17 protein-coding genes are annotated in these 21,680 nt (G+C 68.4%); 8 read left to right on the top strand and 9 right to left on the bottom strand.

The features are described 5' to 3' along the window. Positions 1–15: 15 nt before the first annotated feature. Complete coding sequence (locus tag C1932_RS08150) at positions 16–2,874, bottom strand: EAL domain-containing protein (protein WP_108761792.1); 2,859 nt, start codon at positions 2,872–2,874, stop codon at positions 16–18. A gap of 266 nt (positions 2,875–3,140) precedes the next feature. On the opposite strand from C1932_RS08150, the gene C1932_RS08145 reads away from it, so the two are divergent. The 5 genes from C1932_RS08145 (at position 3,141) to C1932_RS08125 (ending at position 7,276) form a co-directional block, all read left to right on the top strand. Then, complete coding sequence (locus C1932_RS08145; protein ID WP_234412374.1) at positions 3,141–3,659, top strand: RNA polymerase sigma factor; 519 nt, start codon at positions 3,141–3,143, stop codon at positions 3,657–3,659. Further along, positions 3,656–4,615 carry a hypothetical protein gene (locus C1932_RS08140; protein ID WP_108761791.1) on the top strand — a complete coding sequence of 320 codons (960 nt, stop codon included), beginning with the start codon at positions 3,656–3,658 and terminating at the stop codon, positions 4,613–4,615. Before C1932_RS08145 ends, C1932_RS08140 begins: the two co-directional genes overlap by 4 nt. Before the next feature lie 34 nt (positions 4,616–4,649). Then, positions 4,650–5,246, top strand: a complete 597-nt coding sequence (locus tag C1932_RS08135; RefSeq protein ID WP_108761790.1) for a YigZ family protein — start codon at positions 4,650–4,652, stop codon at positions 5,244–5,246. Next, entirely contained in the window at positions 5,239–7,011 is a 1,773-nt protein-coding gene (locus C1932_RS08130; RefSeq protein ID WP_108761789.1) for an ABC transporter transmembrane domain-containing protein, read from the top strand. Before C1932_RS08135 ends, C1932_RS08130 begins: the two co-directional genes overlap by 8 nt. Before the next feature lie 70 nt (positions 7,012–7,081). Beyond that, entirely contained in the window at positions 7,082–7,276 is a 195-nt protein-coding gene (locus C1932_RS08125; RefSeq protein ID WP_108761788.1) for a hypothetical protein, read from the top strand. Positions 7,277–7,482: 206 nt separating this feature from the next. On the opposite strand, the gene C1932_RS08120 is transcribed toward C1932_RS08125, so the two are convergent. From C1932_RS08120 to C1932_RS08110, 3 genes are all read right to left on the bottom strand, one after another. After that, complete coding sequence (locus tag C1932_RS08120) at positions 7,483–8,607, bottom strand: prephenate dehydrogenase (RefSeq protein ID WP_108761787.1); 1,125 nt, start codon at positions 8,605–8,607, stop codon at positions 7,483–7,485. Next, entirely contained in the window at positions 8,604–9,512 is a 909-nt protein-coding gene (gene pdxY / locus C1932_RS08115; protein ID WP_108761786.1) for a pyridoxal kinase, read from the bottom strand. Before pdxY ends, C1932_RS08120 begins: the two co-directional genes overlap by 4 nt. Before the next feature lie 765 nt (positions 9,513–10,277). Further along, positions 10,278–11,477 carry an MFS transporter gene (locus tag C1932_RS08110; protein ID WP_108761785.1) on the bottom strand — a complete coding sequence of 400 codons (1,200 nt, stop codon included), beginning with the start codon at positions 11,475–11,477 and terminating at the stop codon, positions 10,278–10,280. A 73-nt stretch (positions 11,478–11,550) separates the two neighbouring features. On the opposite strand from C1932_RS08110, the gene C1932_RS08105 reads away from it, so the two are divergent. Beyond that, positions 11,551–12,348: a helix-turn-helix transcriptional regulator gene (locus C1932_RS08105; protein WP_108761784.1), complete on the top strand. Its 798-nt coding sequence runs from the start codon at positions 11,551–11,553 to the stop codon at positions 12,346–12,348. 59 nt (positions 12,349–12,407) lie between these two features. Here C1932_RS08105 and dnaJ read toward each other — a convergent pair whose 3' ends face one another. The 4 genes from dnaJ to hrcA all read right to left on the bottom strand — a co-directional run bounded on the left by dnaJ (position 12,408) and on the right by hrcA (position 17,442). Further along, positions 12,408–13,535 (bottom strand): molecular chaperone DnaJ, encoded by a 1,128-nt coding sequence (gene dnaJ / locus C1932_RS08100; protein WP_108761783.1) that lies wholly within the window; start codon positions 13,533–13,535, stop codon positions 12,408–12,410. Positions 13,536–13,689: 154 nt separating this feature from the next. Next, complete coding sequence (gene dnaK, locus C1932_RS08095; RefSeq protein WP_108761782.1) at positions 13,690–15,612, bottom strand: molecular chaperone DnaK; 1,923 nt, start codon at positions 15,610–15,612, stop codon at positions 13,690–13,692. Between the two features lie 186 nt (positions 15,613–15,798). Beyond that, on the bottom strand, positions 15,799–16,314 hold the full coding sequence (gene grpE, locus C1932_RS08090; protein ID WP_108749334.1) for a nucleotide exchange factor GrpE: 516 nt from the start codon (positions 16,312–16,314) through the stop codon (positions 15,799–15,801). Between the two features lie 63 nt (positions 16,315–16,377). After that, positions 16,378–17,442 (bottom strand): heat-inducible transcriptional repressor HrcA, encoded by a 1,065-nt coding sequence (gene hrcA / locus C1932_RS08085; RefSeq protein WP_108752821.1) that lies wholly within the window; start codon positions 17,440–17,442, stop codon positions 16,378–16,380. A gap of 115 nt (positions 17,443–17,557) precedes the next feature. On the opposite strand from hrcA, the gene recN reads away from it, so the two are divergent. Continuing rightward, complete coding sequence (recN, locus tag C1932_RS08080; RefSeq protein WP_108761781.1) at positions 17,558–19,234, top strand: DNA repair protein RecN; 1,677 nt, start codon at positions 17,558–17,560, stop codon at positions 19,232–19,234. A gap of 124 nt (positions 19,235–19,358) precedes the next feature. On the opposite strand, the gene C1932_RS08075 is transcribed toward recN, so the two are convergent. Then, on the bottom strand, positions 19,359–20,276 hold the full coding sequence (locus C1932_RS08075) for a LysR family transcriptional regulator (protein WP_108755951.1): 918 nt from the start codon (positions 20,274–20,276) through the stop codon (positions 19,359–19,361). 93 nt (positions 20,277–20,369) lie between these two features. Here C1932_RS08075 and C1932_RS08070 point away from each other — a divergent pair, with 93 nt between their 5' ends. Continuing rightward, positions 20,370–21,635: an SGNH/GDSL hydrolase family protein gene (locus C1932_RS08070; RefSeq protein WP_108761780.1), complete on the top strand. Its 1,266-nt coding sequence runs from the start codon at positions 20,370–20,372 to the stop codon at positions 21,633–21,635. Positions 21,636–21,680: the final 45 nt, after the last annotated feature.

Raw genomic sequence — 21,680 nt, 5'->3', positions numbered from 1 at the left:
CCCGCGCGCGGCGGCTCAGGCCACCGCGCGCGTCCACGGCGCCGGGCGCCCCAGCAGGTAGCCCTGGCCGTAGTCGCAGCCCAGCTCCAGCAGGCTCTGCCGCTGCGGTTCGGTTTCGATGCCTTCGCCGATGGTTTCAATGCCCAGCGTGCGCGCCAGCGACAGCACGCCTTCCACCAGCGCGCGCGTGCTCTGCGCTTCCGGCCCGTGCAGGCCGGCAATGAAGCTCTGGTCGATCTTCAGCGTGCTGATCGGGAACCGGTGCAGGTAGGACAGCGCCGAGAAGCCGGTACCGAAATCGTCCAGCTGCACCTGGATGCCGCGCTCGCGCAGGCCCTTCAGCGTGCGCAGCGTATGCGGGCCATCGTCCAGCAACGCCACTTCGGTGATCTCCAGGCGCAGGCGCCGCGGATCGGCATCGCAGGCCTCCAGCAGGCCGAACAGGCGCGCACTGAAATCGGCCGAGCGGAAATGCCGCGGTGACACGTTCACCGACACATAGCCGCGGCCGCCATCGGCCAGGCCGGCGATCACCTGTTCGTAGATCAGCCAGTCGACCTGCTCGATCAGGCCGCTTTCTTCGCCCAGCTCCAGGAATGCGCCGGGCAGCAGCAGGCCACGGCGCTCGTGCTGCCAGCGCAGCAACGCCTCATGGCCGACCACTTCGCCATCGGCCAGGCGCACGATGGGCTGGTAGAACGGCACGAAATCGCGGTTGTTGATCGCCCGCCGCAGGTCCGCTTCCAGGTCCAGGCTGCGCATGGCCTGCTCGCGCATGTCCTCGTCGAAGATCGCGCAGCGGTCGTGGCCCTGCGCCTTGGCGCGGTACATGGCTGCATCGGCGTCGCGCAGCAGCTCTTCACCGGTGCGGTAGTGGCTGTTCCACAGGGCAATGCCCAGGCTGCCGGAAGGAAACAGCTCGCGCCCGGCAATCCAGACCGATTCCTGTAGTGCCAGCAGCAGCCGCTGGCCGAACTCCAGGGCCTGCGACAGACCGCTGGGGCATTCCAGCAGCACGGCGAATTCGTCGCCGCCCAGCCGCGCCACCACATCGTTGTCACCGGTCATGGAGACGATGCGCTTGGCCACTTCCACCAGCATGCGGTCGCCGGCAGCGTGGCCGATGCTGTCATTCACCAGCTTGAAGCGGTCCAGGTCCAGGAACAGCACCGCGAACACCGGGCCACCCTCGCGCCGCGCACGCGCCAGTGCATCTTGCAGGCGGTCCAGCAGGTGCAGGCGGTTGGGCAGGCCAGTCAGGGCATCGTGCATGGCCTGGTGGGTCAGCCGCTGCTCGGCGCGCAGGCGCTCGGCAATCTGGCCCAGCAGTTTGTCGTTCACCTCGGCCAGTTCGCGGGTTCGCTCTTCCACGCGCTTTTCCAGCTCGGCGTGGGCCAGCCGCAGGTTCTGCTGGTCGCGCTGGCGGGCCAGCCCGGTGCCGATGTTCTGCGCCACGAAGGTCAGCAGGCGCTGGTCGTGCACGCTGAAGGAGATCTGCGCGCTGTAGCTCTGCACCACGATGGCGCCCACTACTTCGTCATCGCGCAGCAGCGGTACGCCCAGCCAGCACTGCGAGCGCGCGCCATGCTCGCGCACCTCGCCGGCGTCCAGCAGCGCATCGATCTGCGCGCGCGAGGCCAGCAGCGGGCAGCGGTGGCGCACCACGTACTCGGTCAGGCCGTGGCTGAAGGCGCGCGGTGCCCGGCTGGCGTTGTGCTCGTCCACCGAATAGACGAAATCCAGGCCATCGCCGCGGGCGTTGACCAGCGCGATGTAGAAGTTGCGCGCATCCAGCAGGCGCCCGACCACCCCGTGCACCTGGCCGTAGAACTGCGCCAGGCTCTCGGCGGACATGGCCAGTTCGGCAATGTTGTACAGCGCGGTCTGCAGCTGCTCGGCGCGGCGGCGCTCGGCCACTTCATCCTGCAGGCTGCGGTTGGCCCGCTGCAGTTCCAGGGTGCGGCGCTCCACCTGCTGTTCCAGCCGCACCTGCGCCTGGCGCCGGTCCATCGCGGTCTGCACGTGCTGGGCCACGAAACCCAGCAGCGCGCGCTCGGCCTCGCCATAGCGCGCACCGGCTTCGTAGCTCTGCACCACGATGGCGCCGCAGACCCGGCCGTCGCGCAGCATCGGCACGCCCAGCCAGTCCTCGCTTTCCGGCCCGCGCTGCGGGTCGTATTCCAGCCCGCCCACCTGCGCCAACAGGACGCGCGAGGGGCCGCTGAGTGGCCGCCCATGCTGCAGCAGCGCCACCGTCAGGCTGTGCGGCATGTCATCGGCGGCATAGGCGCGTGCCGGATCGGCAACGAAATCGTCCAGCTGGTCGGCGAAGTACAGGAAGCGGATCTGCCGGCGCACATCGTCGTATTCCACGATGTAGCAGTTCTCGGCATACATCAGCGATCCCAGCACGCCGTGTACGTGGCGCAGCATTTCGCCCATTTCCAGATCGGCACCGGCCAGATCGGCAATCTGGAATAGCGCCTGCTGCAGGCGCTCGGCCTGTTCCAGCGCGCGGATCTGCCCGGCCTGGCGGCCGCGCTGCAGGGCCAGTTCCATCGACTGCCGCGCCATGTCCCACCACGTCGGTGCGGGATCGGCGCCCTGCACCTGCAAGCGCAACTGCGCGCCGTCGTGGTCCCACTGCTGGCAGCCGGCATCGACCGCGCAGGGCGAAGACCACAGCACCGCCCCTGCCCCGCCAGCGGCAGCGGCAGCGGCAGGCCAAGCATCCTGGCCGCGGCCCAGCTGCGGGTCGTCCCAGCCCACGCGCACGCTGGCTTCCGCTGGCAGCAGCGCATGCAGCGCGCGCACCAGCGCCGTGCTCAGCACGGCCTCGTGTGGTGATTGCGGCTGCACGCGTTCGGCTTGCATGGACAAAATCACGTTCTCTTGGCACTGCAAGGCAGCGCCTCCCCTGAGTCACCGAGCATAGCGCGCCACCGGGGGGGAAATGGAAGCCCAACAACCCCGATTCGCATGACGGGCCGTTATTGCGTGCACCTTCGAACGCAATGCGCCCTTTGAACGCTGCCCTGCCCCTGCCCCTGCCCCTGCCTGCCACCGGCTATGCGCCACCGCCCGCAGCGCTTACTCTGTGCAGCGTGGACGCCGCCGCCCTGCCAACTGACGAAGCCTTGATGCTGGCCTGGGCCGGTGGCGACCTGCATGCGTTCGAAAGCCTGTATGCGCGGCATCGCAAGCGCTTGTTCGGTTTCCTGCTGCGGCAACTGCGCGACAACGCGCTGGCCGAGGAGATCTTCCAGGACGTCTGGCAGCGGGTGATCAGCGCGCGCGCCGGCTGGCAGCCCGATGCCGCATTCAGCACGTGGCTGTTCCGCATCGCCCACAACCGGCTGAACGATCATTGGCGCGCGGCGCGCCACCGGCCCGCCGCACCGGCCGATGCCGAACTGCGCCTGGCGGCACTGGAAGACGGGCACACGCCGGAAGCTGAACTGTCTGAATTCGAACAGCGCCGGCGTATCCAGCGCGCGATGGAAGACCTGCCGCCGGAACAGCGCGAAGTGCTGCAACTGCGGCTGGAACAGGAACTGAGCCTGGAGGAGATCGGCCAGATCACCGGCGTTGGCCGGGAGACCGTGAAGTCGCGGCTGCGCTATGCGATGGACAAGCTGCGTGCGGGACTGAACGCATGAACCGAGACGATCCACTGACCCCGGAAGAACGCGCACTGGCCGGCCTGCTGGGGCGCCGCAGCGAACAGGCGCCGCCGGCATCGCTGGACGCGACCATCCTGGCCGCCGCACGCGCCGCGGTGCAGGATACGGCGCCCCCTGCACAGGGCGCGGCCGCAACGCTGCGGCCGGTTGATCGGGCCCGGCGTACGCGCAAGGGTGGGCGCTGGCCGGCGGTGTTCGGCATCGCCGCCTCGACCGTGCTGGCCGTGGGCATCGCCTGGCAGATGCGGCCGGAACCCCCTGCGCCGCCGCCGATGGAAGCCACTGCGCCGGCCCAGGCCGAACATGCAGCCGCAGACGCCGCAGCAGCTGCGCCCGCGGCCGAGCCTGCGGTGGTCGGCCGCGCCGCCGAACCGGCGACCCTGCCGCCCCCGCCACCGGTCCAGGCCGCGCCTGCACCGCAGAGGGCGCAGCGCGCGCCCGCGCCGGCTGCACCCGAACCGCAACCGGCGGCCGCAGCGGTCGCCAAAAATGTTGTTGCGCCACCGGCACCGCCAGCGCCTCCCGCACCGCCCGCGCCCGTGGCGTACGCCGCGCCCGCGCCTGCAACGGAAGCCGCCGCAGCGGACAGCGCCGACATGGCTGCAGAAGCGGCACCGGCAGCCGCCGCACGCCAACAGCAGCGCGAAGCATCGGCCGCCTTCAAGGCCAGCCCGGCGCCGGCCAGTGCGCCCGCCGCCCGCGCGCCCGGGGTGATGCTGCGCCGCTCCAGCGATGCCGGGCTGAGCGCACAGGACGTACACGCCGAAGTACTGGCCGATGCGAAACTGCCGCGCCGGCAGTGGCTGCAGAAGATCCGCGAGCGCCGCGATGCCGGCCAGCGCGACCTGGCCCGCATCAGCCTGGAGCGCTACCTGCAGCAGTACCCGGAATCGCGCCTGCCCAAGGACCTGCGCCCGCTGCTGGACGACTGAGGCAAGCAGGCAGCAACGCCGTAGAATGGGTGCAATGCCCGACACCCTCGCCCAGCCCGTCAGCCATACGCTGGAGATCAAGCACAGCCGTTTCACCGCCCATGCCGCGCCCATCGACGGTGCCGCGGCGGCGTTGGCGTTCCTGCAGCAGGTCGCCGTGGCCGACGCCACCCACAACTGCTGGGCCTACCGGCACGGCCAGGATTACCGGTCCAGCGATGATGGCGAGCCCGCCGGCACCGCCGGTCGGCCGATCCTGGCCGCCATTGATGGCCAGGGCTTTGATCGGGTGGTGGTGGTGGTCACGCGCTGGTACGGCGGCATCAAGCTGGGCGCCGGCGGTCTGGTACGCGCCTATGGCGGTACTGCCGCAGAATGCCTGCGCACCGCGCCACGCCAGCCCCTGGTGGAACTGGCACGGCTGCAACTGGCCGCCGGTTTCGAGGATCTGGGCGCCCTGCACGCCGCCCTGCCCGCGCACGGGGCCGAAAAGCGCGATGAACAGTTCGACAGCCACGGTGTGCGGCTGCGGGTGGAATTGCCCGCAGAGCAGGTGGAAGCATTGAAAACGCGCCTGCGCGACGCCACCCGTGATCGTATCCGCATCTACAACGACGACCTGCATGACTGACAAGGACGACGCCACCGCCTCGACCCCGCCGCTGCGCCGCCTGGGCAGCCTGCGCACGCTGTGGCCCTTCGTACGTCGCCACCGCGGCCTGTTCAGTGCCTGGCTGGTGGCCTTGGCCATCTCCTCGGCGGCCACGCTCAGCCTGCCGCCGGCGGTCAAGCAGATGATCGACCATGGTTTCAGCAGCGGCGGCCAGATCAACCGCGCCTTCGCCCTGTTGATGCTGGTGGCCGTGGTGATGGCCCTGGCCACCGCCGCCCGCTTCTACTTCGTATCGCTGCTGGGCGAAAAAGTGGTGGCCGACCTGCGCAGCAAGCTGTACGCGCACCTGATCCAGCTGGGCGCAGGCTTCCACGACCGCAGCCGCAGCGGCGAACTGGTCTCGCGTCTGACCGCCGACAGCGAGCTGCTGCGCAGCGTGGTCGGCTCCACCATGTCCGTCGCCCTGCGCAGCAGCGTGACCGTGGTCGGCAGCCTGGGCATGCTGTTCGTCACCAGCCCGCGGCTGGCCGCATGGTCACTGCTGGGCATTCCGCTGGCGGTGCTGCCGATCATCATCGGCGCACGCAAGCTGCGCACGGTGGCGCGCAACAGCCAGGACCGCATTGCCGATGCCAACAGCCTGGCCAGCGAAACCCTGGGCGCGGTGCGCACGGTGCAGGCGCATGCACGCGAGCCATACGAACGCGGCCGCTTCGACCACGCCCTGGCCGATGCCATCGGTGCCGCGCGCCGGCGCATCGGTGCGCAGTCGCTGGTCACCGCCAGCGCCATCCTGCTGATCTTCGGTGCCATCGTCGGTGTGCTCTGGCTCGGCGCCCACGACGTCATCGCCGGCCGCCTCAGCGCCGGCACCCTGGGCCAGTTCGTGCTGTATGCCCTGATCGGTGGCGGTTCGGTTGGCGCACTGGCCGAAGTGTGGAATGAACTGCAGCGCGCCGCCGGTGGCATGGGCCGCATTGGCGAGCTGCTGCAGGAAGACATCGAAATCCGCGCGCCCGCGCAGCCGCGTGCGCTGCCGCAGCCGCTGCGCGGCGAGATCCAGTTTGACGATGTGGTGTTCCACTACCCGCAGCGGCCCGACCAGGCCGCACTGGACCACTTCAGCCTGCACGTGCGCCCCGGCGAAACCGTGGCCCTGGTCGGCCCCTCCGGCGCCGGCAAGAGTACGGTGCTGTCGATGCTGCTGCGCTTCCACGATCCCGAACAGGGCCGCGTCTGCGTGGACGGCATCGACGTTCGCGAAACCGACCCGGCCGCGCTGCGCGCGCACTTGGCACTGGTGCCGCAGCAGCCCACGCTGTTCGCCGCCAGCGCACGCGACAACATCCGTTACGGCCGCCTGCAGGCCAGCGATGCCGAGGTGGAAGACGCCGCCCGCGCCGCCGAAGCCGACGCCTTCCTGCGTGCCCTGCCGCAGGGTTACGACAGCGAACTGGGCGAGCGCGGTGCCCGCCTTTCCGGCGGCCAGCAGCAGCGCGTAGCCATTGCCCGTGCGTTGTTGAAGGACGCACCGATCCTGCTGTTGGACGAAGCCACCAGCGCGCTGGACGCGCAGAGCGAACATGGCGTGCAGCAGGCACTGGAACGCCTGATGGCCGGGCGGACCACGGTGGTGATCGCACATCGCCTGGCCACCGTGCTCAAGGCCGATCGCATCGTGGTGATGGACCACGGCCGCATCGTGGCCGAAGGCACCCATGCGCAGCTGCTGGCCGAAGGTGGCCTGTACGCTGAACTGGCGCGCCTGCAGTTCATCGATTGATGACGCCCCGCTAACGCGGGGCAGCCCACGCTGGAATCGCAGCGAACCGGCTGCAGACAGGAGCTGGGCGATGTCGTTCCGTCAGTTTCCCGCCGTGGACAACCACGGCGAAACCCATGTCATCATCGAATTCAAGCCGGATGCCGATGGCAGCGGGCATGCGTCCGAGGCCACCCCGCGCTACGAACTGGACGATGGTCGGCACCTGGTGCGCAACGGCCGCGAGTTCACCACCACCGGCGGCGAACTGCATCTGACGATTTGATGCGGCCACCCGGCATGGCCCGGGCCAGTCACCGGTAGGTGTCGACCTTGGTCGACACAGGGCCTCGGTCGAGCATGGCTCGACGCTACAAAAAGATGTGGCCAATTTTTCACCAATCGTCTTGACAGCATTGTCTGCCAAGGGCTGCGCGCGGTTATCCACACCTTTACGCAGAAACCATCCACATCCCCTGTGGATGAATGCGACTAGGCCAGCACCCGGCCGATGCCACTGGCATCGACGTCCGCCGCCGCCAGGGCGATGGCAGCGGCATCACTGCCCGCCACGAAGCCGATGCGGAAGTGCACTTCGCCGGCAGGCGTGCGCGAGGAATGGATCGACGCCAGGCTGATTCCATGCTGCTCGAACACGTTCAGTAGCTCGCGCAGCGAACCGGGGCGATCTTCCGGCAGGTGTACCGACAGCGCGTTGCGCTCGGTCAGGTCGGCCAGCAGGTAACCCACCCGCTCGAAGGTGTAGTTTCCCGCCGCCAGCGCGGGCTCGCCGAAGGCCGCGTGGTTGGCCGCCAGCGACTGCTGGCGGAACGCACCGCGCGCCGCATCGTCGCCCTGCCCCACCTGCACCTGCAGGCGCTGCAGATGACCGACCAGCTTTTCCAGCATCGGCGCCACATACGGGTTGCCGAACTGGATGTCCTCGTAGATGGACGGGTTCAACGACAGGATGCGCGAAATGATCGCCGTGTCCAGTTCAAAGGACGCCGAGCGGTACGGCATCATCGCCGCCAGGTCACCCAACTGCGGCTGGTACTCGCGCAGCACGCCGGCTTGGGCCAGGTGGGTGGCATGCACCATCGCCTGCACCAGCGCCATCATCTGGTCGTGGTGCTGCGGCGTGGCGCGCACGCACTCGGCCTGCAGGGCGCTGCACAGCGCATCCACCCACGGCTGCCACTGCTGCAGGCGTGCCTCGCAGACCACCATCACCCGGCCTTTCAGCGTGGGCGCCTTCGGCGGCGCGGTCATCGGGTGCAGCCCCACTACCTCGGCCTGCGAGGCCAACATCGCCTGTACCGGTGCTTCCTTCACCGAGGTCACGTCCAGCCACAGGCGCCCGGCCTCGCGCCCGCCCGACTGGTCCACGTAGCGGGCAATCAGCGCCGGCGTATGCCGGATCGGTGCGGAGAACACCAGCACGTCGGCCTGTGCCAGCAGCTGCTCCGGCGAATGTGAGCTGGGGTCGGCCGGGTCATGGCCGATCACCTGCAGCTGCATGTGCTGCTGGAAGAAACGGGTCAGCCAGCGCCCGTAGGCGCCGGCGCTGCCAACGATGCCGACCGTGCGCGGCGTGCGTGCCTGCGAAGCAGTCATGCCAGCCGTTCGGCCTGGAAGCGGGCGCCGTCGGCCAGCGCGGCCGGGGCCGCGGCAATCACATCGAATTCCTCGAAGCCCTGCGCCAGCGTCGCCTCCAGCGCCGCATGGGTGCCGGCCACGGCACGCGAGATCGCCTGCTGCATCGATTCACCGCGCAGCAGGAACGACACGACCAGGGCCATCAGCACATCGCCGGTGCCGGCCACATCCACCGGCAGCAGCGGCGAGGTCCAGCGCCAGGTTTCCTCGCGGCCCACGGCCAGGGTGACCAGTTCGCCCGGGTTGCCGCCCACACTATGCGCGATCACCCAGTGCGGGCCGCGATCAAGCAGCGTGCGCGCGGCGGCGATGGCATCGGCCTCGGCCAAGGCGGGCATGCCGGTCAAACGATTCAGCTCGAAGGCATTGGGCGTGACCAGCCAGGCGTGCGGCAGCAGCCGTTCGGCGAAGATGGCTTCCAGCCCCGGCTCCACGTAGGGACCGGTATGGGTATCGCCGATCACCGGGTCCAGGCAGTAGCGCAGTTGCGGGCAGGCCGGCAGCAGGGTGTCCAGCCAGTCGGCGAACGCCGCGCCGTTGGCGGCGCTGCCGAAGTAGCCGGACACCAGCATCTTCGCCCGTTGCGGCAGGCCACGTTCGGCGGCACCACGCAGCAGGTCGGCGAACCAGTCGGCGGGCAGCACACGGCCGCGGGTGGTGTCGTAGAACGGCGCGTTGCTGAGCAGGACGGTCGGCACTTCGGCAACGCGCAGGCCCAGCGCACGCATTGGTGGCACTGCGGCGCTGTTGCCGGCGTGGCCGTAGACCAGTTGCGACTGGACCGAAATGACATCGATCGGCGAGGGCCCGTCGGGCCGCTGGCGACGACCGTGGAGCAAGTGGTTTTCGAGGGATTCGCTCATCCCCGCATTCTACGCCCAAGGGAGTTTTCGGCAGGGCTTGCAGCCCTGCACCCCTGTAGAGTCGAGCCATGCTCGACTGAAGCAACGGCAACGGCCAAAGCAACAGCAACAGCAGCATTGCGTGGGTAGGCGGGGCCGTGTGGGTGGGCAGGACACGCCGTGAATCCATCCATGGAGGCTCGTAGGCGCCTTGCTCGTGTGCGCTGTCCTGCGCACACGGCAAGACCGGGGTTGGGCGTCCTGCCCAACCCGCCCGAGGCATGCCTCGGGCCCATGGCGCCTGCGGTCCTGTCCACCCACACAGCCCCACCTCTCACACATTCCGCGTGCTGTTGCTGGGTGCCGACCGTTGGTCGGCACAGTAGATCCACGCCATGCGTGGATGAAATCTGTCAAATATCGACATTCAAAATGGGGTCGGAGCACGTTGCGCAGCAACGGGATCCGACCCCGTGTGGTTCCAACAGATCGCGGCACTCTGTTGAAGGCGGGGCGGTGTCGGATTGCGGGGTGTCAGCGGCATGGATGCCGCTGCCAAGCCTACAAGGGTGAGGGCGCTTTGCTTGCGAAGCACTGCTTCGCAAGCGCCCGAACGCACAGCCGCCAGCGGCTGGGCCGGGCCCCGGAGGGGGACTTGCGGCGTCCTCGCAATCCGACACCGCCCCGCCTACCCACCGGAAACCCGCTCTTGACGTTGCTTCAGTCGAGCATGGCTCGACTCTACAGCAGGTGCAGGGCTGCAAGCCCTGCAGACCAACACCCCCCTCAGTTTGCAGCCGGACGCGACGGTGGCAGCCAGGCGGCAACAATGCCCAGCAGCGGCAGGAACGCGGTCAACTGGTAGACGAACTCAATGCTGGTCTTGTCCGCCAGCAGGCCCAGCACCGCCGCACCCAGCCCGCCCATGCCGAAGGCAAAACCGAAGAACAACCCCGACACCATGCCGATCCGGTGCGGCATCATTTCCTGCGCGTAGACCACGATGGCCGAGAACGCCGACGACAGCACGAAACCGATCAGCACCGCCAGCACCGTGGTCCACAGCAGATCGGCATGCGGCAACGCCAACGCGAACGGCGCCACGCCCAGGATCGAGGCCCAGATGATCGGCTTGCGGCCAATGCGGTCACCCAGTGGCCCGCCCAGGAAGCCACCAGCCGCCGATGCCACCAGGAACGCGAACAGATGCAGCTGCGCCTGTGCCACCGGAATGCCGAAGTGGTGGATCAGATAGAAGGTGAAGTAGCTGCCGATGCTGGCCATGTAGAAGTACTTGCTGAAGATCAACACCAGCAGGATGGCCATCACCCGCGCCACCGTGCGCCCGGGATGACGCGGGGCGACCGTGCCCTGCCCGGCCGGCCGCGGCGTACCCAGGTGCAGCGCGTACCAGCGGCTGACATAGGTCAGCAGGGCAATGCCGATCAGCGCCGAGCCGGCAAACCACGATGCGGCGTGCTGGCCGTACGGCACGATCACCGCCGCGGCGATCAGCGGGCCCAGCGCGGTACCGAAATTGCCGCCGACCTGGAACACCGATTGCGCGAAGCCATGGCGGCCCCCCGAAGCCAGGCGCGCGATGCGTGAGGCTTCCGGGTGAAAGATGGCCGAGCCGACGCCCACCAGCGCCGCGGCCAGCAGCACCATGGCGTAGTTCGGTGCGAAGCCCAGCAGCAGCATGCCGCACAGGGTCGAGGCCATGCCGATCGGCAGCGAATACGGCGCCGGCCTGCGGTCGGTGGCCAGACCCACCAGCGGCTGGAAGATCGACGCGGTCAGCTGGTAGGTGAGCGTGATCAGGCCGATCTGCGTGAAGCTGAGGTTGAAACCGCCCTTGATGACCGGATAGATGGCCAGGATCAGCGACTGCATCATGTCGTTGACCACGTGGGAGGTGGAAATCGCCGCCAGCACGCCCGGGGACGTGCTGCGGGTGCGTGGAACCGGGGAAGCCAGGCTGGACATGGTGCGCAGTCAGGATGGGGGCGAGCCACGCATGCTACGGTGCCCGTCCCTTCCCTTCCGCCGCGTTCTGGTCATGCCATATCGCAAAAAGGACACCCCCTGCGCGATCCGGGAGTCCGCGCCCTGGAACGAGGTGCCCGGCCATCGGCCGGTGACCTGCCGGGTGAAGGACTACCCCGCCGGCACCCGGGTGTCGCCGCACCGGCATCGCCGCCACCAGCTGGTGTATGCCATGTCGGGCCTGATGGTGGTGCGCTCGGAAGTGGGCCGCTGGGTGGTGCCGTCCACCCGCGCGATCTGGATGCCGGCCGGCATGGCGCACGGGGTGGACTGCATTGCCGACGTGCACATGCGCAGCCTGTACATCGATCCTGCCTTCGCCCCGCAGCTGGCCACCGAACCGTTCGCGGTGCAGGTGGCGCCGCTGCTGCGCGAACTGCTGCACGCGGCCAGCCAGATCCAGGGCGAGCACGAAGACGACAGCCGCGACGGCCGCGTGGTGCGCCTGCTGCTGGACGAACTGCATCGCATGGATGTGCTGCCGTTGCACCTGCCAACGCCGACCGACCCGCGCCTGCAGCGCATCTGCCAGCACATCCAGAAGCACCCCGGCGAAGAGGCCACGCTGCAGGACTGGGCGCAGGCGCTGGCGGTGGACGTGAAAACCATCCAGCGCCATTTCGCCAGCGAGCTGGGCATGACCTTCGGCCAATGGCGGCAGCAGGCCCGCCTGCTGGCGGCGATGGAGCGCCTGGCGGTGGGTGAGAAAGTCATCGATGTGGCGCTGGCCATGGGCTATGACAGCCCCAGCGCGTTCACCAGCATGTTCAAGCGCCAGCTGGGGCAGACGCCGGCGGCGTTTTTCCGCTGATCGCACACGAAAACGCCGGGCATGGCCCGGCGCTACCGTTCATCGTCTGCGGTGAAACCTCAGGACGTCATCCGGTCCCAGAAGCCCTTTACACCGTCCATGAAGGTGGCCGACTTCGGCGAGTGCTTGCGTGCGTCTTCACCGTTGAAGGTCGCCTCGAACTGCTCCAGCAGCTTGCGCTGGTCGGCGGTCAGGTTCACCGGGGTTTCCACCACCACGCGGCAGTACAGGTCGCCTTCGCTGCGACTGCGCACCGAACGCACGCCCTTGCCGCGCAGGCGGAACAGCTTGCCGGTCTGGGTTTCGGCCGGAATGCGGATTTCCGCTTCGCCGCCCAGAGTGGCCACGCGCACGGTATCGCCCAGCGCGGCCTGCGAAATGCGGATCGGCACTTCGCAGTGCAGGTCGTCGCCGTCGCGCTGGAAGATCGCATGCTCGCGCACGCGCACTTCCACGTACAGATCGCCCGGCGGCGTACCGGCCGGACCAGCCTCGCCTTCGCCGGACAGGCGGATACGGTCGCCGGTGTCGACGCCGGCCGGCACCTTCACCGACAGCACCTTGTCTTCTTCCACCCGGCCGTTGCCGTGGCAGGTCTTGCAGGGCTTGGCGATGATCTGGCCGCGGCCGTTGCAGTTGTGGCAGGCCTGCTGCATGGCGAAGATGCCGCGCTGGATGCGCACCTGGCCACGGCCATGGCAGACGTTGCAGGTCTCGACCTTGCCGTCTTCCGAACCACTGCCATCGCAGTCGCCGCACTCGGCCAGGGTCGGAATCTCGATGCGGCGCTCGACGCCACGCACCGCTTCTTCCAGGTCCAGCTCCATCACGTAACCGATGTCGGCACCGCGACGGGCCTGGCGCGGGCCCGCACCGCCGCCACCGAAAATATTGCCGAAGATATCGCCGAAGATATCGTTCATGTCCGGGCCGCCCGGACCACCTCCACCGCCCATGCCGTGCTCGAACGCGGCGTGGCCGTGGGCATCGTACATGCGGCGCTTGGTGCCGTCGGACAGCGTTTCGTAGGCTTCCTTGCACTCCTTGAAGGAGGCTTCGGCCGCCGCATCACCCGGGTTGCGGTCCGGATGGAATTTCATCGCGCAGCGACGGTAGGCCTTCTTCAGCTCTTCGTCGGTGGCGGTGCGGGCAACGCCCAGCACTTCGTAGTAATCGCGCTTGCTCATAGGGTGGATCAGCTTCCGGAAAGTCGGGATTCGTCAAAGCGGAAGAGCGGAACCAGGTCCGCTCTTGCGTCGGGCGCCCCGACACGCCGGGTGGCGGTCAGGACCCTGATGCGACAACGGGACGCTGCCAGGCAGCGCCCCGTGTCGGTCCGGATCAGGACTTCTTGTCGTCCTTGACTTCGGTGAACTCGGCGTCCACCACGTCATCCTGCGCCTTGCCTGCATTGCCGGCGTCGGCACCCGGGGCACCGCCCTGGTCAGCCGAAGCAGCAGCGAACAGCGCCTGGCCGGCTTCTTCCAGCACCTTCGACTTGGCTTCGATCTGTGCCTTGTCGTCGCCCTTCATCGCGGTTTCCAGATCGGCCAGGGCCGCTTCCACCTTGCCGATGACATCGCCGCCCACCTTGCTGCCGTGTTCGGTGATGGCGCTGCGGGTGCCGTGGATCAGGGCATCGGCCTGGTTACGGGCCTGCACCAGTTCCTGGAACTTCTTGTCTTCTTCGCGGTTGGCTTCGGCATCGGCCACCATGCGCGCGATTTCTTCCTCGGACAGACCCGAACCGGCCTTGATCTCGACCTTCTGTTCCTTGTTGGTCTTCTTGTCCTTGGCCGACACGTGCAGGATGCCGTTGGCGTCGATGTCGAAGGACACTTCCACCTGCGGCAGGCCGCGCGGGGCCGGCTCGATGCCGGACAGGTCGAACTTGGCCAGCGACTTGTTGAAGCGGGCCTGTTCGCGCTCACCCTGCAGCACGTGCACGGTCACGGCCGACTGGTTGTCTTCGGCGGTGGAGAACACCTGCGAAGCCTTGGTCGGGATGGTGGTGTTCTTTTCGATGATCTTGGTGAACACACCGCCCATGGTTTCGATGCCCAGCGACAGCGGGGTCACGTCCAGCAGCAGCACGTCCTTCACGTCGCCGCCGAGCACGCCGCCCTGGATCGCCGCACCCAGTGCCACGGCTTCGTCCGGGTTGACGTCCTTGCGCGGTTCCTTGCCGAAGAACTCGGTCACCGCCTGCTGCACCTTCGGCATGCGGGTCTGGCCACCGACCAGGATCACTTCGCTGATGTCGCTCGAACGCAGGCCGGCATCGTTCAGGGCCAGGCGGCACGGCTCGATCGACTTCTTGATCAGGTCTTCCACCAGCGCTTCCAACTTGGCGCGGGTCAGCTTGATGTTCAGGTGCTTCGGACCGGAGGCGTCGGCAGTGACGTACGGCAGGTTCACTTCGGTCTGCTGGGCGCTGGACAGCTCGATCTTGGCGCGCTCGGCAGCGTCCTTCAGGCGCTGCAGGGCCAGCGGATCCTTACGCAGGTCGATGCCCTGGTCCTTGTTGAACTCTTCAACCAGGTATTCGATGACGCGGTTGTCGAAATCTTCGCCGCCCAGGAAGGTGTCGCCGTTGGTGGCCAGCACTTCGAACTGCTTTTCACCATCGACGTTGGCGATTTCGATCACCGAGACGTCGAAGGTGCCGCCGCCCAGGTCGTACACCACGATCTTGCGATCCTTGTTGTCACCCTTGTCCAGGCCATAGGCCAGCGCGGCCGCGGTCGGCTCGTTGATGATGCGCTTGACGTCCAGGCCGGCGATGCGGCCGGCGTCCTTGGTCGCCTGGCGCTGGCTGTCGTTGAAGTAGGCCGGCACGGTGATGACCGCTTCGGTGACCTTCTCACCGAGGAAGTCCTCGGCGGTCTTCTTCATCTTTTCCAGCACCTTGGCCGAGATTTCCTGCGGGGCCATCTTCTTGCCGTCGCTGGTGGCCACCCAAGCATCGCCATTGTCATGGGCCAGGATGCTGTACGGGACGTGCGCGATGTCCTTCTGCACTTCGGCGTCGGTGAACTTGCGGCCGATCAGGCGCTTCACCGCGTAGAAGGTGTTCTTGGGGTTGGTCACGGCCTGGCGCTTGGCCGAGGCACCGACCAGCACTTCGCCGTCCTTGGTGTAGGCGACGATCGACGGGGTGGTGCGATCGCCTTCCGAATTCTCGATGACGCGGGCCTTGCCGCCGTCCATGATCGCCACGCACGAGTTGGTGGTGCCGAGGTCGATACCAATGATCTTGCCCATGGGGAGACTCCTGAAGAATGCTTGTTGGGTTCAGTCCGGCCGGTGTGCCGGTGGATGAATGGGATGTGGGGGAGGCTCGTGGAACATTCAAGCCATCCCCCGAACGCTGTGTTCAGCGCCTGGAAAACATTGCAGGGGCGGTTAGCGCCGGGCCCTGCCCAGCGGCCGTTCGCCCGGGACGCCGGGTCAGTCGGCGGCCACCACCACCAGCGCCGGCCGCAGCAGGCGCTCGTTCAGCAGGTAGCCCTTCTGGAACACGGTGACCACGCTGCCGGGGGCGGCGCCGGGGGTCGGCACCTGGCTGATGGCCTGGTGGTGTTCCGGGTTGAACGGCTGGCCGGTCGGGTCCAGCAGGACCAGGCCATTGTCGGCGGCGACCTTCAGCAGCTGCTTGTAGGTCAGCTCCAGGCCCTCGCGCAGCGGATGGGCGTCATCGCCAGCGGCCTTCAGGCCGGCATCCAGGCTGTCGAACACCGGCAGCAGCTCGCCCAGCAGCTTTTCGTTGGCGAACTTGCGGGCCTGCTCGATGTCGCGGGCCACGCGCTTGCGCTGGTTGTCCAGGTCCGCGCGCTCACGCAGGGCGTCGGCCTTGATCTGCTCGATCTCGGCGCGCAGGCGCTCGGTTTCGTCACTCACGCCGGCCGCAGCCGCTGCATCGGCCGCGCTCTGCTGGGATTCGATATCGGGGTTTTCGTGGTTCATGTCTGGGTCCCTGGCGGTCACAGCCCGCCTCCACCCACCCTAGTATGGGCGGGATGCTGCGTTTCAAGCGTCGGATGTGCCCGGGGTGCGCCCGGACGGCGAAAAGGCCGCGCCCAGCACGTCGGCGGTGGCCTGCACCAGCGGAATCATGCGGTCGTAGGCCATGCGCTTGGGCCCGATCACCCCCAGCACGCCCAGTACCTGGCCGTTGGCGGTATAGGGCGCGGTGACCAGCGAGACGCCCTGAAGCGGCATCATGCCGGTCTCTTCGCCAATGAAGATGCGCACGCCCGGGGCCTGGATGGTGCGCTCCAGCAGCTGCAGGATCTCGCGCTTGCTGGAAAACAGCTCGAACAGTTCGCGCAGCCGCTCCAGGTCGGACAGGTCCTGCACCCCCATCAGCCGGGTTTGCCCGGCTACCAGCATGTCATCGGCCGGCGGCTGCAGGGCCTGCTCGGCCAGCTCGATGCTGTGCGCCAGCAGCTGTTCCAGCTCGGAACGGGCATCGCGCAGCTCCAGCAGCAGGCGAGTGCGGATCTCGGCCAGCGGCAGGCCGGCGAAATGCGCGTTCAGGTAATTGGCGACCTGTTCCAGCTGGCCCGGGGCGAAATCCTGGCGGGTCTCGATCACCCGGTTCTGCACTTCATTGTCGGCAAACACCAGGATGGCCAGCACCCGGCGCCCGTCCAGGGCCACGAAATCGATCTGCCGGAAGGCGAACTGCTCGCGCCGCGGGGCACTGACCACGCCGACGAAATGGCTCATGGCCGACAGCAGCTCCGAGGCGCTGCCCAGCAGGGCCTGGGTGCTGCCGCCGCCGGCCAGTTCCAAGCGCAGGCGGGCCAGCTCGCCCTCGCCCGGCGGCTGCATCTGCAGCAGGCTGTCGACGAACACCCGGTAGCCGTGGGCGGTGGGAATGCGCCCGGCCGAGGTATGCGGCGAGGCCAGCAGGCCCAGGTCTTCCAGGTCGCCCAGGATGTTGCGGATGGTGGCCGGACTGACTTCCAGCCCGGCCACGCGCGCCAGCGTCTGCGAGCCCACCGGCTCGCCGTCCTGGATGTAACGCGCGATGAGCGTGCGCAGCAGATGGCGCGCGCGCGGGGCTAGCTGGTCGGCGGAACCGTGCATGGAATCAACCTGTGAGACACGGACACTAGATAATGGCGGCGCAGCACCTTGGCAAGTCATTGGACCACCCGGCCGCACATGCTAGCGTTGCGCGGCTGCAGACACCCCATTACCCATGCTCAGACATCTTTCGATCAAGGATTTCGCCGTCGTCCGCGCCACCGAACTGGAATTCGGGCCCGGCATGACCGTCGTTTCAGGCGAGACCGGCGCCGGCAAGTCGCTGATGGTCGACGCACTGGGCTTCCTGTCCGGCCTGCGCGCCGACAGCGGCGTGGTCCGCCACGGCGCCGCCCGCGCCGAGCTGTCGGCCGAATTCGCCCTGGACCAGCTGCAGGCCGCCCGCCAATGGCTGGCCGACAACGAGCTGGACGACGACGAGCAATGCCAGCTGCGCCGGGTCATCCGCGCCGATGGCGGCTCGCGGGCCTGGATCAACGGCCGCCCGGTCACCCTGGCGCAGCTGGGCGATCTGGCCGCGCACCTGGTGGAAATCCATGGCCAGCACGAACAGCAGGCGCTGCTGGCGCGGCCGTCGCAGCTGGCCCTGCTGGACGCCTTCGCCAACAACGAAGAGGCCCGCCGCCAGGTGCGCCGTACCGCTGCTGCCTGGCAGGCCTTGGTGGACGAATCGCTGGCGCTGTCGCAACAGGGCGACGTGAGCGACCGCATCGGCTTCTTGGAACACCAGCTGCGCGAGCTGGACCGCGAGGACCTGGAACCGGAATCGATTGCCGCCCTCGGCGCCAGCCACCGCCGCCAGGCCCATGCCAGCGCCTTGCTGACCGCCTGCCAGGCCGCCAGCAACCAGCTCAACGGCGACGACGGCAGTTCCGCGCTGGACCTGCTGCAGCAGGTCCGCCACGACCTGTCGCGCCTGATCGAACACGATGCGCGTCTGGGCGAGGTGGACGGCCTGATCGAGAACGCCTCCATCCAGTTGCACGAAGCCCTGTCGTTGCTGGACCGGGTGCACGACGACCTGGACGCCGACCCGGAACAGTTCGAAGAGAACGAGCGCCGCCTGGGCCGCCTGCACGACCTGGCGCGCAAGCACCGGGTGCCGATGGACGAGCTGGGCGCGCAGCGCGAGCGCATGCATGCCGAAGTGGAACAGCTGCGCGGCGCCGACGAGCGCCTGCAGCGCCTGGCTGGCGAGATCGACAAGGCCGTGGCCGCCTGGCGGGTGCAGGCCGAGGTACTGACCGCCAGCCGGCGCAAGGCGGCCGCCGAGCTGTCTGCCACCACCACCGGCATCATTGCCGAGCTGGGCATGGGCGGCGGCCAGTTCCTGATCGAACTGGAACCGCAGGACGCCGGCAAGCCCGACCCGCAGGGCGCCGAGCGCGTCGAATTTCTGGTTGCCGCCAACGCCGGCCAGCCGCCGCGCGCCCTGCGCAAGGTGGCCTCCGGTGGTGAACTGTCGCGCATCTCGCTGGCGATCGAAGTGGCCGCGCTGGATCTGGACGCGGTGCCGACCATGGTGTTCGACGAAGTGGATTCGGGCATTGGCGGCGCGGTGGCCGACATCGTCGGCCAGAAGCTGCGCGCACTGGGCGAGAAGCGCCAGGTGCTGTGCGTCACCCACCTGCCGCAGGTCGCCTCCAAGGGGCATGCCCATTACCGGGTCAGCAAGGCGCCGGTGGAAGGGATGACCCAGAGCGCGGTGGAGAAGCTCGACACCAAGGCCCGCGAGGAAGAACTGGCGCGCATGCTGGGCGGGGTGGAAGTGAGCAAGGAAGCACGCGCGGCCGCGCGCAAGCTGTTGGTCGCGTCGAGCTTGCTTGGCTGAGCACGCGCATCCACGCATGGCGTGGATCTACCGGGCGTCAGGTCTGTAGAGTCGAGCCATGCTCGACTGCTACTGGCGTCAGCCCAAGAGCAGTCGAGCATGGCTCGACTCTACCAGGCCGGGGTCACGCCAAGGGTTTGGCCAGATCCACGTGTTCCACCAGGAAATCCAGCAGCGCGCGCACCCGCAGCGGCAGGTAGCCGCCCTGCCCCACGAACACGGCGTGCACTTCTTCCAGATCGCCGGGGTTGGCCTCTTCCAGCACCGGCAGCAGACGCCCGGCAGCCAGGTCGTCGCGTACCTGGAAGGCCGCCAGCCGCGCCATGCCCAGACCGCCCAGCACCAGCTGGCGCAGCGCGTCGCCATTGCTGGCGCGCAGGTTGCCCTGGGTCGGCACCCGCACCTGCTGGCCGTCGTGCAGCAGCGGCCAGCCCTGCAGCGTCCGCGCATGGCCGATGTCCAGCCGGTTGTGTGACAGCAACGCATCGGCGTCGGCAGGCAGGCCGTGGCGGGCCGCATAGGACGGCGCCGCCACGATCATCATCCGCGTCGCGCCCAGCTGCCGCGCCACCAGGCTGGAGCTCTTCAGCGGGCCGGCGCGCACGGCCACATCGGTGCGCTGTTCCAGCAGATCGATCACCTCGTCATTCAGGCTCAGGTCCACCCCCACCTGCGGGTGCGCCTGCAGGAACGCCGGCAGCAGCGGCAGCAGGAAATGGCGCCCGAAGGGCACGTTGGAATTCAGCCGCAACCGCCCACGCGGTTCGGCGTGTGCACTGGCGCAGCGTTCGGCCTCTTCCAGGTCGGCCAGCACGCGCAGGCCACGCTCGTAGAAGCTGCAGCCTTCCGGGGTCAACTGCAGTTGCCGGGTGGAGCGCTGCAGCAGGCGCGTGCCCAGCCGTTGTTCCAGCCGCGCCACCAGCTTGCTGACCGCCGAAGGCGTCATGTCCAGGCTGCGCGCGGCGGCGGAAAAGCCCCCGGTCTCGATCACCCGCACGAACACTTCCAGTTCGCCGGATCGGTTGATGTCGGGGCGCGCCATGATGAATCCTGTTCACAGATGATTGTCCGTGCGCAGTCTAGTTCACAGATGGCGCAGCGGCCACGCTGGCTGTCCCTTTTGAGGACGCCTGCCATGCGCCGCTACCTGCTTGCGGCCACCGCCCTGCTGTCGCTTTCCGCCCACGCGGCCCCGGCCAAACCCCATTGGGTGGCCAGCTGGCAGGCCAGCCCGCAGCCGGTCTGGGGCGAGGACTTCCTGTTCCCCACCCTCATTCCGGCCAGCCTGCACGACCAGACCTTCCGCCAGACACTGCGCCTGAGCCTGGGCGGCAGCGCACTGCGGGTACGCCTGAGCAATGCCCACGGCCGCCAGCCGCTGCGGATCGACCGGGCCAGCGTGGCCAGCCAGCCCGGTGCGACGCCGTTGCCGCTGGCCTTCGATGGGCAACCTGACGTCGTGATCGGCCCCGGCGAGGACCGGTTGAGCGACCCGCTGCCACTGGCCACCGCCGATCAGCAGGCACTGCAGGTGAGCGTGTACGTGGCTGGGCCGACGCCGCTGCAGACCTTCCACTGGGACGGCCGACAGACCAGCTGGATCGCCCCCGGCAACCAGAGTCTGGCAAACGCCCTGCACGGCGCCAGCACTACCACGGCGCGCCTGTTCGTGAGCGGCATCGAGGTCGCGGCCCCGTCCGCGGCACGCAGCGTGGTGGTGATCGGCGATTCGATCACCGACGGGGCCACCGCCAGTCTGGACGCCAACCAGCGCTGGACCGACCATCTGGCCGCGCGCCTGGCGCCGCACGGGGTGGCCGTGGTCAATGCGGGAATCTCCGGGGGGCGCCTGCTGCGTGATGGCATGGGTCTGTCCGCCCTCGTCCGCTTCCAGCGCGATGTGCTGGACCTGCCCGGCACCACCAGCGTCATTGTGCTGATCGGCATCAACGACATCAGTTGTCCGGGCACCGCCTTCGCCCCCGGCCAAACCCGCGCCACGCTGGCCGACCTGCAGGCCGGCTACCGTGCCTTGGCGCAACGGGCGCGTGCGCGCGGGGTGCGCATCGTCGGCGCCACCCTGCCACCGTTTGCCGGCGCGCTGACGGGCACCCCGCTGCAGGACTATTACCAGCCGGGCAAGGACGCCCTGCGCCAGCAGCTGAACGCCTGGCTTCGCACCGACAGCCCGTTCGATGCAGTGATCGACCTGGATGCCGCCCTGCGCGACCCGGCGCAACCGTCACGGATGGCCGCAGCCTACGATTCGGGCGACCACCTGCACCCCAGTGACGCCGGCAACCGGGCCATGGCCGAGGCGGTGGATCTGGGCGTTCTGAAAGGACCCTCCACGCATGGGGGGACGGGGGTCAGAGCCCTTTCCGGGCGGAAAGGGATCTGACCCCGGCAACGAAAAACCCCGGGCCAGGCCCGGGGTCTTCGCACA

This window comes from Stenotrophomonas sp. YAU14D1_LEIMI4_1 (assembly GCF_003086815.1).
GTDB lineage: Bacteria > Pseudomonadota > Gammaproteobacteria > Xanthomonadales > Xanthomonadaceae > Stenotrophomonas.
This window is presented reverse-complemented; position numbering and strand designations above follow the sequence as displayed.

What these genes read in the sequence shown, in the direction of transcription:
- recN (WP_108761781.1), top strand. Translation starts at nt 17,558, where the DNA reads ATGCTCAGACATCTTTCGATCAAGGATTTCGCCGTCGTCCGCGCCACC.
- C1932_RS08110 (WP_108761785.1), bottom strand. Translation starts at nt 11,477, where the DNA reads ATGTCCAGCCTGGCTTCCCCGGTTCCACGCACCCGCAGCACGTCCCCG.
- grpE (WP_108749334.1), bottom strand. Translation starts at nt 16,314, where the DNA reads ATGAACCACGAAAACCCCGATATCGAATCCCAGCAGAGCGCGGCCGAT.
- C1932_RS08150 (WP_108761792.1), bottom strand. Translation starts at nt 2,874, where the DNA reads ATGCAAGCCGAACGCGTGCAGCCGCAATCACCACACGAGGCCGTGCTG.
- C1932_RS08105 (WP_108761784.1), top strand. Translation starts at nt 11,551, where the DNA reads ATGCCATATCGCAAAAAGGACACCCCCTGCGCGATCCGGGAGTCCGCG.
- hrcA (WP_108752821.1), bottom strand. Translation starts at nt 17,442, where the DNA reads ATGCACGGTTCCGCCGACCAGCTAGCCCCGCGCGCGCGCCATCTGCTG.
- dnaJ (WP_108761783.1), bottom strand. Translation starts at nt 13,535, where the DNA reads ATGAGCAAGCGCGATTACTACGAAGTGCTGGGCGTTGCCCGCACCGCC.
- C1932_RS08070 (WP_108761780.1), top strand. Translation starts at nt 20,370, where the DNA reads ATGCGCCGCTACCTGCTTGCGGCCACCGCCCTGCTGTCGCTTTCCGCC.
- C1932_RS08145 (WP_234412374.1), top strand. Translation starts at nt 3,141, where the DNA reads ATGCTGGCCTGGGCCGGTGGCGACCTGCATGCGTTCGAAAGCCTGTAT.
- C1932_RS08125 (WP_108761788.1), top strand. Translation starts at nt 7,082, where the DNA reads ATGTCGTTCCGTCAGTTTCCCGCCGTGGACAACCACGGCGAAACCCAT.
- dnaK (WP_108761782.1), bottom strand. Translation starts at nt 15,612, where the DNA reads ATGGGCAAGATCATTGGTATCGACCTCGGCACCACCAACTCGTGCGTG.
- C1932_RS08075 (WP_108755951.1), bottom strand. Translation starts at nt 20,276, where the DNA reads ATGGCGCGCCCCGACATCAACCGATCCGGCGAACTGGAAGTGTTCGTG.
- C1932_RS08120 (WP_108761787.1), bottom strand. Translation starts at nt 8,607, where the DNA reads ATGACTGCTTCGCAGGCACGCACGCCGCGCACGGTCGGCATCGTTGGC.
- C1932_RS08140 (WP_108761791.1), top strand. Translation starts at nt 3,656, where the DNA reads ATGAACCGAGACGATCCACTGACCCCGGAAGAACGCGCACTGGCCGGC.
- pdxY (WP_108761786.1), bottom strand. Translation starts at nt 9,512, where the DNA reads ATGAGCGAATCCCTCGAAAACCACTTGCTCCACGGTCGTCGCCAGCGG.
- C1932_RS08130 (WP_108761789.1), top strand. Translation starts at nt 5,239, where the DNA reads ATGACTGACAAGGACGACGCCACCGCCTCGACCCCGCCGCTGCGCCGC.
- C1932_RS08135 (WP_108761790.1), top strand. Translation starts at nt 4,650, where the DNA reads ATGCCCGACACCCTCGCCCAGCCCGTCAGCCATACGCTGGAGATCAAG.